Annotated in this window: 13 protein-coding genes; 6 read left to right on the top strand and 7 right to left on the bottom strand. The window is 36.0% G+C overall.

Going from position 1 to position 13589, the window contains the following annotated elements; all coding sequences use genetic code 11:
• Nucleotides 1-189: 189 nt before the first annotated feature.
• Together LNQ34_RS02970 and LNQ34_RS02965 are read right to left on the bottom strand one after the other, a co-directional pair.
• Nucleotides 190-1026, bottom strand: coding sequence for a DUF6929 family protein (locus LNQ34_RS02970; protein ID WP_229998621.1), 837 nt, complete (start codon nt 1024-1026; stop codon nt 190-192).
• 24 nt (nt 1027-1050) lie between these two features.
• On the bottom strand, nt 1051-1536 hold the full coding sequence (locus tag LNQ34_RS02965; protein WP_229998620.1) for a hypothetical protein: 486 nt from the start codon (nt 1534-1536) through the stop codon (nt 1051-1053).
• A gap of 146 nt (nt 1537-1682) precedes the next feature.
• Between LNQ34_RS02965 and LNQ34_RS02960 the strand changes: the two genes are divergently transcribed.
• The 6 genes from LNQ34_RS02960 (at nt 1683) to LNQ34_RS02935 (ending at nt 8975) form a co-directional block, all read left to right on the top strand.
• Nucleotides 1683-2564, top strand: a complete 882-nt coding sequence (locus LNQ34_RS02960; protein ID WP_229998619.1) for a PPK2 family polyphosphate kinase — start codon at nt 1683-1685, stop codon at nt 2562-2564.
• A 196-nt stretch (nt 2565-2760) separates the two neighbouring features.
• The gene (locus LNQ34_RS02955) at nt 2761-4212 is read left to right on the top strand and encodes a PhoX family protein (protein ID WP_229998618.1); all 1452 of its coding nucleotides are present in this window, start codon (nt 2761-2763) and stop codon (nt 4210-4212) included.
• A 94-nt stretch (nt 4213-4306) separates the two neighbouring features.
• Nucleotides 4307-6079, top strand: coding sequence for a cytochrome-c peroxidase (locus LNQ34_RS02950; protein WP_229998617.1), 1773 nt, complete (start codon nt 4307-4309; stop codon nt 6077-6079).
• A 170-nt stretch (nt 6080-6249) separates the two neighbouring features.
• Entirely contained in the window at nt 6250-6843 is a 594-nt protein-coding gene (locus tag LNQ34_RS02945; protein ID WP_229998616.1) for a porin family protein, read from the top strand.
• 124 nt (nt 6844-6967) lie between these two features.
• On the top strand, nt 6968-8017 hold the full coding sequence (locus LNQ34_RS02940) for a sensor histidine kinase (RefSeq protein WP_229998615.1): 1050 nt from the start codon (nt 6968-6970) through the stop codon (nt 8015-8017).
• Between the two features lie 244 nt (nt 8018-8261).
• Nucleotides 8262-8975 carry a LytR/AlgR family response regulator transcription factor gene (locus LNQ34_RS02935; RefSeq protein WP_229998614.1) on the top strand — a complete coding sequence of 238 codons (714 nt, stop codon included), beginning with the start codon at nt 8262-8264 and terminating at the stop codon, nt 8973-8975.
• A gap of 2 nt (nt 8976-8977) precedes the next feature.
• Here LNQ34_RS02935 and LNQ34_RS02930 read toward each other — a convergent pair whose 3' ends face one another.
• The 5 genes from LNQ34_RS02930 to LNQ34_RS02910 form a co-directional block, all read right to left on the bottom strand.
• On the bottom strand, nt 8978-9913 hold the full coding sequence (locus LNQ34_RS02930; RefSeq protein ID WP_229998613.1) for a DUF6268 family outer membrane beta-barrel protein: 936 nt from the start codon (nt 9911-9913) through the stop codon (nt 8978-8980).
• A 221-nt stretch (nt 9914-10134) separates the two neighbouring features.
• Nucleotides 10135-10761 (bottom strand): hypothetical protein, encoded by a 627-nt coding sequence (locus LNQ34_RS02925; RefSeq protein ID WP_229998612.1) that lies wholly within the window; start codon nt 10759-10761, stop codon nt 10135-10137.
• Between the two features lie 11 nt (nt 10762-10772).
• Nucleotides 10773-11399, bottom strand: a complete 627-nt coding sequence (locus tag LNQ34_RS02920) for a hypothetical protein (protein ID WP_229998611.1) — start codon at nt 11397-11399, stop codon at nt 10773-10775.
• A 2-nt stretch (nt 11400-11401) separates the two neighbouring features.
• The gene (locus LNQ34_RS02915) at nt 11402-12805 is read right to left on the bottom strand and encodes a hypothetical protein (RefSeq protein WP_229998610.1); all 1404 of its coding nucleotides are present in this window, start codon (nt 12803-12805) and stop codon (nt 11402-11404) included.
• A gap of 264 nt (nt 12806-13069) precedes the next feature.
• Nucleotides 13070-13573, bottom strand: a complete 504-nt coding sequence (locus LNQ34_RS02910) for a hypothetical protein (RefSeq protein ID WP_202701104.1) — start codon at nt 13571-13573, stop codon at nt 13070-13072.
• Nucleotides 13574-13589: the final 16 nt, after the last annotated feature.

The following is a 13589-nucleotide window of genomic DNA, read 5'->3' as shown; positions in this document are numbered from 1 at the left end:
CTATTCACAAACTTGTCATTCCGAGGAACGAGGAATCACACGCGCTGATCGATAAAGATTGGTGACATTCTGTGTCGGGCTCCTGGTGTGATTTCTCCCTTCGGTCGAAATGACAAAAATAAGGATTATTTCTGTATGAATTTATTCGTAATTATTATAACACAGATATTCAGTAAGTTCCGAAAATTTTTATTTAACAGGTAAACTCAATTTATAAATCTTTGTTTCTAAAACCTCTGTATCATTATCCTCGCAAAGCAAAAACTCGATTGTATTGTTTTCTTTTTTATAGAAAGTCAGACCTTCGAATTTATGGGTTGCCGTAATTTTTTGAGTGAAATCAATTTTCATGGTTTTAAGGTCGATTCTTCCTATGAAGCTTCCCAAAATTTCACCATCATCATAAGTTGATTTAGTGTTTTCTACTGTAGAAAGGAAATAGATTTTATCTTCCACCAAAATAGCATCGGTAAAACTGGATCGAATGCCTTTTATTTTTGGAAGTTTATAATTAGTGGCAACCAGAGCAAATTCTTCTCCCAGACTTTTAGCATGAATGGTAAAAATGGTGTTTTTGTTTGAGATTCCGTTACCGCGATTGAACAGGTACCAGTTCTCGCCATCAAAAATAGAACCTTCCAGATTAAAATCTTCCGGTTTTATTTCGCCAAAACTTTGCATTAATGCGTATAAATCAACCAGATTATTTTTTTGCAGTATAGTTTTCTTTTTAAGATCGAATGCAATCATTTTGTTTCGGTTTTCGGTAGAACCGGAACCAAAAACATAAAGCGTATCGTTATGGTTGGTTAAAGACTCAAAATCAGGTTTAAGATTTTTGGCGATATTTTTCGTCGGATTGTCAATTAAAGGGTGTTCGTTCAATTGCTGATTCTGCATGTTGTATTCGTATAGAAAACCGCTGTTATCTCCAACAAGGTAAAGTGAATTGTCAGTAAAAAATAATCCAGATGCTGATCCGATTCCGATGATTTGAAATAATATTTCTAAGGTGAATTTTTCCATGAATGTTGTTTTGAAAACTTCCGTTTATTTTTTTGATTTATAATTCTTAATTAACTTCATTGTTTCTTGATTTACAGCTTTTTGAATTGTTATTAAAGAATGCGAAACAACACATTCTGCAATACTTATATAAACTAGATTATTGTCATCAGTTAAATTTTGATTGTACCAATCTGCTTGATTAGAGCTGTTTGCTCCATATGTTAAATATACTGGAGTTCCTTCATTATAAAGTCGAGTAGCAATTTTAATGGCTCTTTTTATAATTGCTTTCTCAATATCTTTTGCTTTTTCTGTGTATCCAATTCTCGAAACACATTGGTACATAGAGCAAAATTTTACATTTTTGTTTACAGGAATAACATCTCTGGTTCCTTTAATTTGGTTTAAATCTTTAAAGCATTTTCCAAACACATCAACTATGATTTTTTCGGAGTTTGTATAGTTGTCATCCTGAGAAAAAACTTGATTTAAAGTAAAAAGAAAAAGAAATAAAAAAATGTTTTTCATTAAAGATTCAACTTTTAGTTTGTACAATAAATTTTATTTCAAAAACCAATAGCTAGCCCTGATAACAATAAAAAAGTATTACAAGGTACAGCAGGGATATGCTTTGTAAAAATAGTATATTTACTATTACGAAAAAACTCATCAACATGAAATCAATAGATCCGAATGATTTTAAAATCACAGATAAAATAAAATTATCAAAGATTCCTACTTTGCTCGACCTTGATGCAGACAGTGAGGAAAAAGAAGCTAAACTCGATAAAGTTCAGGCTAAATTGAGTAAACAGCAAGATGCCATGTATGCTCACAACAGATATGGCGTTTTGATTTGTCTGCAGGGAATGGATACTTCCGGAAAAGACAGTCTGATTCGGGAAGTATTTAAAGAGTTTAATCCGCGTGGAGTAGTGGTACATAGTTTTAAAACGCCTACCTCGGCAGAGTTGGAACACGATTATTTGTGGAGACATTATGTGGTTTTACCTGAAAAAGGGAAATATGCGATTTTTAATCGTACCCATTATGAAAATATTTTGGTTACCCGCGTGCACCCTGAGTATGTATTGAATGAAAATTTACCCGGAATTGAAAAGGTAGAAGATATTCCGAAGGATTTTTGGAAAGACAGAATGGAGCAAATCAATAATTTTGAAAAGCATATTACGCAAAATGGAACAATTGTACTGAAGTTTTTCCTGCATTTGAGTAAAGAGGAACAGCGCAAACGTTTGTTAAGAAGATTGGAAGAAGAAAAGCACAACTGGAAATTCTCGGTTGCGGATTTGAAAGAACGTGCACATTGGGAAGAGTATCAGGATTATTATGAAGAGGCTATAAATAAAACTTCGACAAAAAATGCTCCGTGGTATGTAATTCCGGCCGATGATAAGGAAATGGCCCGTTACATTGTGGCTAAAACCATTTGGGAAGAAATGCAAAAGCATACTGACATTAAAGAGCCTGAGTTACCGGAGAGTATAAAGGCTAATATTAAAATATATAAAGAGCAATTAGAAAACGAGTCTTAGAAGTAAGGCTCTTTTTTTGGCGCTAATGTTACTGTAAGTTTATGAGTGTTTTGTAGTACTAATTTAATGTTAACGTTTTTTTGGGATTTTAGCATTTTTTCAATGAACTATTGTTTTTTTGATAATATCTAAATCATTTTAAGTTAAAGAGGAGAGGGTTTCTTTGTAAAAAAAATAGAAACCAATTTTTAACTACATGAAAAGAATTATTTTACCCCTAATTATGTTAGGTTCGTTGCTTACATCTTGTAATAACGATTCTAAAGACGAAGCAGAAACAACAAGTGTTGTACTGAAGGATCAATCTGTAACACCAAGTTTAATAAAAGCTCAGACGGGATTTGAAAGTTTGAAAATTTACTCTCTTTTTAGTTCAGATGATGTTTTTGCAGACAGTCCTAAATTTGTTTTTGGAGGTTCTGCTGATGGTTCTGGTCTATTGAAAAATACGGACGGAACTTTTACTTTCTTAGTAAACAACGAAGACAATTTTGCGGTTTCAAGAATTACTTTAGATAAAACATTCAAACCAACAAAGGGAGAATATTTATTAAACTCTAGTGGAGGAACCTGGAGATTGTGCGGAGCTACTATGGCTACGCAGGCCGAACACGGTTTTGGACCGCTTTATTTAACTTGTGGAGAGTCCGGAGAAGAATCCCGTACACATGCTTTAGATCCGTACGCTAGTGCCGGAGGAGCTTCGGTTTCTAAAGAATTGGCAGGATTTGGACGTTTAAGTGCCGAAAATGCTTTACCATTGCGCTCTACTGCTTACAAAGGAAAAACAGTTGTAGTAATTGGTGATGATGACTCAGGAACTTACGGAGGCCAGGTTTTTATGTATGTATCCAACACAGTTGGTGATTTAAGCGGAGGATCTTTGTACATGTTAAAAAGAAATGACAGCAATCAAAGAGAAAAAGACATGACTGTGGATCAAACGTATCCTGTTTCTTTCGTGAAAATTGACAACCATACGACTTTAACTGGAGCTCAGATCAATGCATCTGTAAATACTTTAAAAGCAATCAAATTTGGTCGTGTTGAAGATTTAGATTACCGCAAAGGAGGTAATAATGCCGATCGTGAATTGTACTTTAACGTAACCGGACAAGATATCACAGGAACAAATGCCGATGCTTCAAGAACAAAATACGGTAGAGTTTACAGATTAAATCTTGATGCTACCGATCCGTTAAAAGGAACTTTAGAAGTGGTTTTGGACGGTGACAACCGCAGTGGAAAAGCTGGGAAATTCCAAAACCCGGATAATATCTGTGTAACTAGTAACTATGTTTACGTTCAGGAAGATGCAAACGGATACGGTGATGAAACACACGATGCTTACATCTATCAATATAATATCGCTACAAAAGAATTGAAAGTGGTATTGGAATTGGATCACCGTCGTACTCAGGCTGATGCTGCCAAATACAACATAGGTAAACTATCAAAATTCGGAGATTGGGAATACGGTGCTATGATCGATGTATCAGATCAGTTGGGCATTCCGGATACTTTCATGTTAAGCATCCAGCCTCATACCTGGACTGGCGAAAAATATAAAGGAGTTGACGGAGGAACAAATCGTCCGAACGAGCAACAAGCAAGTCAAATCGTAGTGATTAAAGGTTTAGCGAGATAAATTTTTAAAGCATTATAAAACAGTCATCCACTATCTCAATTTGAGGTAGTGGTTTCTGTTTTTCTGAATATTTCCCTTTTAATTTTTAATACACATGAAAAAAATATACGGTTTGTTTTTCCTGCTGGTATTGGTAGCCTGTCAGAAAAAAGACAAACATCAGGAAGTAAATGAATTGTTTCAGTCTGATATTACTTTACTGATTGAGAAGGTTGCTAAACTTAAATATTCCGTGCAGTCAGATTCTACCGAAGTACAAATTCAGAGACAATTTCTGGAAGCACATCAGGGCTACAAAAAGGTCGAAATGATAAGCGAGTATTATTCGCCTGCAGTTTCCAAAGCAATAAACGGTCCTGCAATACCTGAGTTTGAAGAAAATGACAAAGTGACTGTTCCGCCTGAAGGATTTCAGGTTATTGAAGAATTGGTTTTTCCTAAATATGACAAAGAGCATAAAAAAGAATTGCTTCAGGAGCTGGGTATCTTGTCGGCTAATTTGGCTCGTTTAGAAAAAGTTTCCAAATCCAATCAATTGACGGACGCGCATGTTTTTGACGCCATGCGATTGGAAGTATATCGAATTGTTACTTTAGGAATAACCGGATTCGATTCGCCTGTGGTATTGAATTCACTTCCTGAAGCTGTGGCAGCTTTAGAAACCATCGAGAAATATTACAAAGTATATGTCGAAGATAAGTCCGTTTCAAATTCGAATCAGGTGCTTGCAATATTGAAGAAAGGACAGCACTATTTAAAAACAAATACCAATTTTAATGCTTTTGACCGGGCGTATTTTATCAAAGAAATAGCCAATCCGTTAAACAAAGGGCTGTTTAAAACCAGATCAGAATTGGGTATTCCGCTCATGAAAGAGCAAAGAGGATTAAAAACAACGGCACAAACGTTATTCGATTCCGGAGCATTTGATCCCGAGGCGTTTTCAGGTTTCCCTGATTATCAAACAACTCCGGAGAAAATTGCGTTAGGAAAAAAGCTATTCAATGATCCGGTTCTGTCGGGTAACAACTCCCGCTCCTGTGCTTCGTGTCATCATGCCGATAAAGCTTTTACCGATGGTTTGGAAAGAGCCGTTACATTAGATGGAAAATCGATGCTGCAGCGCAACACGCCAACATTGAATCATATTGCTTTTCAGCGCGTATTTTTTGATGATTCCAGAGTAAGTTATCTCGAAGATCAGGCCATTGCTGTGATTAAAAATGAAAATGAAATGCACGGTTCTCTCGAGAAATCAGCTTTAGTACTTCAGAAGAATCCAAATTATGTAAGAGATTTCAAAAAAGCATTTCCGAAAGGGACCATCAATGAATTTGAGATCAAGAATGCTTTGGCTTCTTATATTCGGTCATTGAGTCAGTACGATTCAAAGTTTGACGGGTATATGCAAAACAAAGAGAATTTCACGCCGGATGAAAAAGCAGGTTTTAATTTGTTTGCAGGGAAAGCCAAATGTGCGACCTGCCATTTTATTCCGTTAACCAACGGAACTGTTCCTCCTAATTTCGACCGATCGGAGAGTGAAATATTGGGCGTTCCCAATAAAAGCAAAAAGCTGGACGGAGATTTGGGTAAGTTTGTAATCACGCAGGCGGCCATTCATAAACATTCGTTTAAAACGCCAACGATCCGAAACATTACACTTACCGCTCCCTACATGCACAATGGAGTTTACAACACTCTTGAAGAAGTGATTGACTTTTATAATGAAGGAGGCGGATTAGGTTTAGGATTCGATGTTCCGAATCAAACTTTACCCGAAGACAAGTTAAACTTATCAGAGTTGGAGAAAAAACAGCTCATTGCCTTCATGAGAACTTTGACAGATAAAAAGTACCTGAAGTAAATAGTAGGGTATATCATCTAAACCCGACAGGTTTCAAAAACCTGTCGGGTTTGTTGCGTAGAACAGCTAGGGAAGTCCGTTAGTCAAAACCTAACTGCCGTTCATCAAACTAATTTTAGTAGCGTTTCAGGTTTGTGCTCCTTTGCATCAAATTAATAAACATTATTATCATGAACACGTACAAATTATTAGGGTTGGCGGTTATTTTTACATTAATCTCTTTTCAATCAAATGCACAATCTCCACTTCCTATTCATGTTGGAATAAAAGCAGGATCAAATTATTCCGAACTTCCCGTTTCAAAAAGTTCTGATTCAAAGTATGCAGTGGGCTTTTTTGGTGGTGCTATGGCCCGATTTGATTTCAAACGTTTCTTTATTCAGAATGAAATTCTCTACAGTGAGAAATCTTCTAAAATTGAAAAAACAGCTTCTTTACCTTCTAAAAATGTAAAATGGAGAAGTCTCGAAATGCCATTGGTTATTGGTTACAAAATAATTGATCAATCAATGCTCAATGTTAGAGTTTTTGGAGGAGGAGTTTATTCTTATGTGCTGGATGAAAATGTTTCTTCTGTGAATCAATTGAAAACTACCTATGGGAAATTTAACAAATCCAATATAGGCTATCAGGTTGGAGCAGGAATCGAAATTTCGAAATTTACTCTGGATGTTACGTATCAGGGAGGGTTAAATAACGTAAGTAAAGAGTTTAGTTCGAAGCCAAATTCGTTTAATATTGGGGTTGGTTATTTTATATTTTAAACAGGCTTTTTTGGTTTGGCCTTGTCAGCAGCAAAGAATCTTTTTGGGTTCTTTGCTGTTTGTTTGAAAAATATAGGGTTATTTTTGAACGCGAAGTTTCTCATCAATTTTTTATTTTTTTAGAATGGTTGTAATAAATAAAAACAGACATCGAATATTTTTAGTTTTTTTCTGGTGTTTACTCGGAATAACGATCTGGTCGCAGATGATAGAGGCTTACGGCGCTCGATCGGCAGCTTCTCAGGCTTTTTTGGTTTTACTGTGTTCAAGTCTTTTGGCGCATTTTCTTAGCGATATTGTATTGCCTGTTGCATTGCGCAAAAGAAGAATGGCACTATTTGCAGTGCAAAGTGTCATGGTAGTTTTGATACTTTCATTTTGCCTGGCCATTATTTATACCGTCTTTTCAAATTCGCATACCCGGGCACGATTGTATCCCGACGAAGCAAACATGACCATGATTGAGTTTTTATTTGCGCGATTCTTTGGCAGTATCCCTGCAGCTATTTTGATTTGCGGTACTGCCTGCGGGCTTCGATTTTATCAGGAGCATAATATAATCGAAAGAAATCATGCTCAGCTGCAGCAGGTTCATCTCGAGGCACAAATCAAGATTCTTCAGGATCAGATTAATCCGCATCTCATGTTTAATGTGCTCAATCACATTCACATTTTGATGCAGAGTGATGTAAAACTGGCTTCGGATTTGCTCATTCGGTTTTCGGATATTTTGAGGTATCAATTGTACGAATGCAACAAAGAATATGTGCCGCTGCATCTCGAAGTAAAATACCTGAAAGACTTAATTGGAGTCGAAGAAACGAGATGGGGCAATGAATTAAAAGTAAAATGTAAATGGAGTATTGAGGATGCCCAGCTTCAGATTGCACCATTGCTTTTAGTCCCTTTAATAGAAAATGCATTCAAGCACGTTTCAAGGCTTCCGGGTCAAAAAGGATATGTGCATTTGGGATGTAAACAAACGGTGAAACAGCTGCATTTTAAGATCGAGAATTCCTATACGGAACAATACAAAACCCCTTCAAAGAATCAAGGGCTCGGACTTGAAAATGTCAAAAAAAGACTGACGATTCAATATCCTGAAAAACACCAGTTAAACATCATTAAAACCGATTCTGATTTTACGGCAGTTGTGGTTTTAGATTTGAAGTAAAAGATTTTGCCGTTTCCGATAGCCAATGTCATGAAAGATTTTAAATTGAAGATTAATGATTGCAGATTTTTGATTGGGTATTGGCAAGGGTGGAATGGGATCTGTTTTCCTGAATTTTACCTCCCGGAAATCAAAGATCAGCAATCATTTTAGCTATTGGGATATAATGAAGAACAGTAAAAAATAAAGAAGAAAAAATCTGTAAGATCTGCGGGAAAAAATAAAAAAGTAAAAAAAACAAAATATGAAAATGAAATGCCTTGTTATCGACGACGAACCTATTGCAAGAAACGGAATCGTAGATTTTGTTTCTAAAATCGATTTTCTTGAAGTCGCAGGTACCTGCGCGTCCGCATTAGAAGCCACTTCGTACATTCAGGAAAAAGAGGTCGATTTGTTGTTTCTGGATATTAATATGCCGTATCTCACGGGGCTGGAATTTTTGGAATCGCTGGACAATCCGCCGTTGGTTATTTTTACGACAGCTTATTCTGAATATGCGCTTGAAGGGTATCGTTTACAGGTGGTCGATTATTTATTAAAACCCATTACGTTTCAGCGTTTTTATCAGGCTGCTTTAAAAGCAAAACAATGGCATCAGATGCTGGATACTCCCAAGCAGCATCAATTAGATCCCTATTTGTATGTGCGTCAGGAAGAAGGATTTCAGAAGATTTCCTGGCTTGATATTCTCTATATCGAGGGAATGCAGAACTATGCAAAGCTCCATTTTAAAGATAAGGTTCTGGTGATTCATCAAACGATGATTTCTTTGGAAGAAACACTTCCTACGGAAATCTTTTTTAGAATTCATAAATCTTTCCTTATCAATATTACCCATATTGACTCCGTTTCCGGTGGACGATTGTTCATAAAAGGACAAGAACTACCCATTTCAAGAACACGCCGCGAAGCATTACTGAAAGAGGTAGTCTATAAAAACTTATTAAGCCGATGACCCTAGAATTGCCATTTTAGGGCTACCGCTCCGTAAAATGTAGTCGTAAATCTTGGATTGGCCATGTCTTTCTCCTTGAAAATATCCTTAATTTTTCTATTAGTACTGGAGAAACTGCGTAAAAGTGTCGATCCTGCTGTCGGTTGCAGTGTCCAGTGTTTGCCAAGCTTAATTTCAGGCTGTATACCGGCAATAATTTGCTGATAACCTAATAGTGATGTTTTGTTGTTCACTTTTGTTTCTGCCGTCATTCCGCTTAACTCGACCACCGCTTTTAAGTCAAAGTTTTCTGAGATTCGATACCCGAATTGAAGACCTTCAGGAAACGTGATTTTAAAATGCCACGAACCTCTGGACTCCCAGTTGAAATAAATTCCCGGAAGTACCATCGGAACACCAAAACTGTTGGTTAGTACTGGTCCCATACCGAATGCCATATTGGGATTGAAATGCTTGATGAAAAACACACCACCCTGAAACAATACATCATCTTTATTGATCTCGACCATATCCGTGTAAACCCCCACAGAAGCCATTATCATTAACGACCAGGTTGGTGAGATAGAACGTAAATGTTTGACTCCGATTTGCGCATTCAGCATTTCATTAGGAAAGCCACCCTGAAATTCTACCGGAAGCGACTGAATTTCGTAATTCTTGTTTTCCATTTTGGCATAACTTCCGTTTGCAAAAAGAGACCAGAGTTTTGGACGGTGGTATTGGTCCATTTCCAGAGAAAGAGGTATTTCAAAAGCAATTTGTGCCCTTTTAAAATTACTTTCAGCACTTGTTTTAGTACTGTCCATTGGACGGACATAGTTGGAGAACGGAACATAATCAACTTTAAGTTCTCCTGCTATTTTTGATTGTGATTGTGCAGCAATACTAGTCAATAAAAAAAGGAAAAGCTGCGATAGATAAAAGATTGTTTTGTTCATGATTGGATTAATTTTCTGCGAATTACCGCGTTCTAAACCAATCACGAAAAATCATTTGACTAATGGCAGTTCTCTTTTGACCAATGGTAAAGGACAGAATAAAATCTGTCTTGTTTAGTATTAGTTACAGAGAAGCACTAACAATTTATATTTTAAATAATCCTCATATTTCCGAAACATAAGTAAACAAATTACACATGACAATAATCTAATGTCTTAGGTTAATAATACTGATAGGGTTGTCCTTTTTCAATAACGGTCCATCTATTATTTACTTTTTTCATTACGATGACATAATCATTAAGATAACCAATAGGAGTGGTATCTCCAATGGCAACAGCGATAACTAAGTACTTTCTTCCTTTATAATACATAGGTTCAGATAAAGAGATCATTTGTGTAGTGTAGGGGTAATTAGGTATTCCTTTTCCCATTTTATAGATTATAGTATCAAAAGTTTCGAAAAAGATATTTTTAAACTTAAAGTCTTCAGGATTCCACTTTGCATTCTTAGCGAGATTGTATTTGCCATCATTTACATCATCCTGATATTTCTTACGCATTTTCTGAAAATCATTTTCCTTATAAAGAGGTTCTAAAATTCCTCCAAGTCTTTCCTGGATACCATTTACCCTATTAAAAGGAATATCATTAAGTTTCCCTCCTGAAAACAACTTTAAAGCTCCATTTGAACTCATTTTTTCTTTGATTATTACAATTGTTTTAGTTGTGTCTTTAATTATTGATGAGAGATAAGTATTGATGGCGTTGTATTTATCTTTCTTTGCTTGTGGATACATTATAGTAACGCAAATCATCATTAATAGAACAAAAAGTTTTTTTTTCATCACAAAAAAAGTTATTCAACCCAGTATTTCTCACCTCTTTTAATCACCTGCCACCTGTTATTTATTTTTTTCATTACAACAACATGATCATCAAAATACCCCAGAGGACTCGTATCTCCAATAGCAATAGCAATTACCAAATGCTTTTTATCTTTATAATACATTGGTTCTGATAAAATTATTAATTGTGCATGATACTTATAATCAAATAATTCTTTTCCTTTTTTGTACATAATAGTATCAAAAGCTTCAAGATAAATATTTTTTAACTTAAAATCTTTCGCACTCCAATTTGCATTTTTTGCAAGTTCATATTTACCCTCATTTGTGTCATCTTGATATTTCTTTCTCATTTTCTGAAAATCAGTTTCATCATAAAGGGGCTCTAAAATCCCTCCTAATCTTTCCTGAATACCATTTACTCTGCTAAAAGGAATACCATTAAGTTTTCCTCCTGAAAACAACTTTAAAGCTCCATTTGAACTCATTTTTTCCTTGACTACCACAATTGTTTTCGTTGTGTCCTTAACTATTAATGAGAGATAAGTGTTAATCGCATCATACTTATCTTTGTTTACTTGTGGATACATTATAGTAACACAAATCATCATTAATAGAACAAAAAGTTTTTTTTTCATAGCTACTTACTTTTTATATAATCATCACACTTTGAACCAAGCGGATATTGTCTTTCTCCTCCATGATTTTGGGTATCAATCCCTTGTTGTTCACAAATAAGTCTATTTAAAATTCTACTCCTGTCCGCCGACCCTTCCGGAAAAGTTTGATCGAACACAGGTGTTTTATATAAACCTCCCCAAGCCAAATCTAGATATTCCTGTTTGATAGAAGTCGCGGCACTATTTCCCGTTTGAAATTCCTGAAGGGCAGCTGCAATGGCATTGACATAGGTTTCTGCCATTTGTTTGTGCTGTAAATCAGGAGTCATCCAGGCACCCTTGGGAGCTTTTTGTTGTATGTATACCTCAAAAAGAGCAGGGAATTCAGTTAGCGGCGCAGAGCTTCCCTGAGCGGCGACCTGATCCTGAAGGCTAAAAAAATAAGCATGTACCACTTCATGAAGAATATTTCCGGCCAAAGACAATGCTGTTCTGTCCGTATAATCGTTACTAATGATCGTCGTATAATCAAATCTTGATATAGGAGATTTTTGCGTATATCTGGTAGTGGCCGGTTCTTTAAAATCTCCTGTTGTGATATTCAACGTATAAGGACTATTGGCTCCCAATCTCGCAAGCATTCTGGCGATATCGACATTTTTGTTGGCTTTTAGTTTTTCGAGTACTGCTTTCTGGCAGGGCGTCAGGTTTTTATCGGTTATTCTTTTTTCAATTTCGTTAACCATTGCTGTGGCATAATAACTGGCAAAAGCCACTCCCATACTGGCATAATTGGTCGGACTGCCTTCGCCTCTAAAGCGATAGCCCGGTTTAATATAGGGAAAAATGATGTCAGTTATTTTAGGTTTAGGATATACATTGACGTTGTTCAGCGGAATCGGGTCAGGACCCGGAGACTTCACTTCTCCAAGCAAATTTCCGGATTTATAAATGAAATCGTTCAGAACGGCCCCTCTCAAATCGGTAACCACAACAGCACCGCTAAATTCACCATAACGCTCTATCACCTTTCCTGTTTTTTTATTATTGAATCCCTCTTCGGGAATTAAATTAAAAAGTACAGTCTGCAATTCTCCATTGATCCTGATTTGTAAAATACTAGAATCTACATTGTCCAGGCCAGTTTCTGCCTTCACAACCGTTAGTTTAGCGTCAGTATCCGTTATATCAATCTGTTCTATAGATTGAAAATCTATTGTCAGGTTAAAGTTAGCGTTTTTTTGGGTAGACTGCTGTTGCTGAAAATCTTTTAAAAAAGTAACCGATTCTGTGGCGGATACGGTCTTCAAATGGTTCTCATCAGTGTTTACAGCTGCATTTTCCGTTTGTACAACTTCACCATCATCACAAGAGCAAAATAGCACTAGTGTAAAAAATACGGGCATTAAAAATTGCTTTTTCATAACATCTGGCTTTTAAATAAGAATAATACCATTAATTTACTCAATAATTAAATCTGATGCATATAAAAAAGAAAGAAAAAACCTATATAAATTATCAGGTTTTACTGATCATTAAAAGAGTAGCCCCAAAAAAACAAAATCCGACAGGCTTTTAAAACTTGTCGGATTTGATTTTGTACCGTGTTCCTAAAAACACCAAACCCGATAGAATTTAACTTCTACCGGGTTCATACCAAAAACAAAAAAATAAATTAAACTTAATCTTTATAAATCAAAACCATAAGCTAAACGTAAAGCAACCTGATTGGTTTTGAATTTATTATAATCTTCATAACGGACACTGATATCAATGTATTTGTTGGCATAGCCAATTCCCGGTGCCCATAAAAAAGTAGTATCGTCATACCCGTTTGTGACAGCAAAACCGGCACCTACTTCTCCCAAAACATAAAACTGATCTTCCCAGATAAAAGCTTTAAAACCTGCTTTTGCCGGAATGAATCCAAGATCTTTTGCGTCATTTTTCATAAACAGATTTGTAAAACCTGTTGTTAAGGTTAGCGATGTTTTTTTAGATAAATCGTACTGCAGACGAACATCTCCGCCAAGTGACCATTTATAGTCATTATCCGTCGGGATACCACCATTTAAACCAAAGCCTAATCTAAAACCCTGATCATAATTCTTAACGGTACTGTCCTGAGCGAAAGTGGTATTGGCGTATAAGAAAGCAAAAGCAGCAAGGCATAACATTTTTAAATTTCTCATGACAATCATTTTTGAA

The sequence above is a fragment of the Flavobacterium lipolyticum genome (assembly GCF_020905335.1).
Classification (GTDB): Bacteria; Bacteroidota; Bacteroidia; order Flavobacteriales; family Flavobacteriaceae; genus Flavobacterium; species Flavobacterium lipolyticum.
Note: the sequence above shows the minus strand (reverse complement) of the source record. Positions and strands in the feature narration are given on the sequence as shown.

Excerpts from the sequence above, each read along its gene's own strand:
- LNQ34_RS02965 (WP_229998620.1), bottom strand. The coding sequence starts at position 1,536 with ATGAAAAACATTTTTTTATTTCTTTTTCTTTTTACTTTAAATCAAGTT.
- LNQ34_RS02920 (WP_229998611.1), bottom strand. The coding sequence starts at position 11,399 with ATGAAAAAAAAACTTTTTGTTCTATTAATGATGATTTGTGTTACTATA.
- LNQ34_RS02960 (WP_229998619.1), top strand. The coding sequence starts at position 1,683 with ATGAAATCAATAGATCCGAATGATTTTAAAATCACAGATAAAATAAAA.
- LNQ34_RS02950 (WP_229998617.1), top strand. The coding sequence starts at position 4,307 with ATGAAAAAAATATACGGTTTGTTTTTCCTGCTGGTATTGGTAGCCTGT.
- LNQ34_RS02955 (WP_229998618.1), top strand. The coding sequence starts at position 2,761 with ATGAAAAGAATTATTTTACCCCTAATTATGTTAGGTTCGTTGCTTACA.
- LNQ34_RS02935 (WP_229998614.1), top strand. The coding sequence starts at position 8,262 with ATGAAAATGAAATGCCTTGTTATCGACGACGAACCTATTGCAAGAAAC.
- LNQ34_RS02915 (WP_229998610.1), bottom strand. The coding sequence starts at position 12,805 with ATGAAAAAGCAATTTTTAATGCCCGTATTTTTTACACTAGTGCTATTT.
- LNQ34_RS02945 (WP_229998616.1), top strand. The coding sequence starts at position 6,250 with ATGAACACGTACAAATTATTAGGGTTGGCGGTTATTTTTACATTAATC.
- LNQ34_RS02925 (WP_229998612.1), bottom strand. The coding sequence starts at position 10,761 with ATGAAAAAAAAACTTTTTGTTCTATTAATGATGATTTGCGTTACTATA.
- LNQ34_RS02940 (WP_229998615.1), top strand. The coding sequence starts at position 6,968 with ATGGTTGTAATAAATAAAAACAGACATCGAATATTTTTAGTTTTTTTC.
- LNQ34_RS02930 (WP_229998613.1), bottom strand. The coding sequence starts at position 9,913 with ATGAACAAAACAATCTTTTATCTATCGCAGCTTTTCCTTTTTTTATTG.
- LNQ34_RS02910 (WP_202701104.1), bottom strand. The coding sequence starts at position 13,573 with ATGAGAAATTTAAAAATGTTATGCCTTGCTGCTTTTGCTTTCTTATAC.
- LNQ34_RS02970 (WP_229998621.1), bottom strand. The coding sequence starts at position 1,026 with ATGGAAAAATTCACCTTAGAAATATTATTTCAAATCATCGGAATCGGA.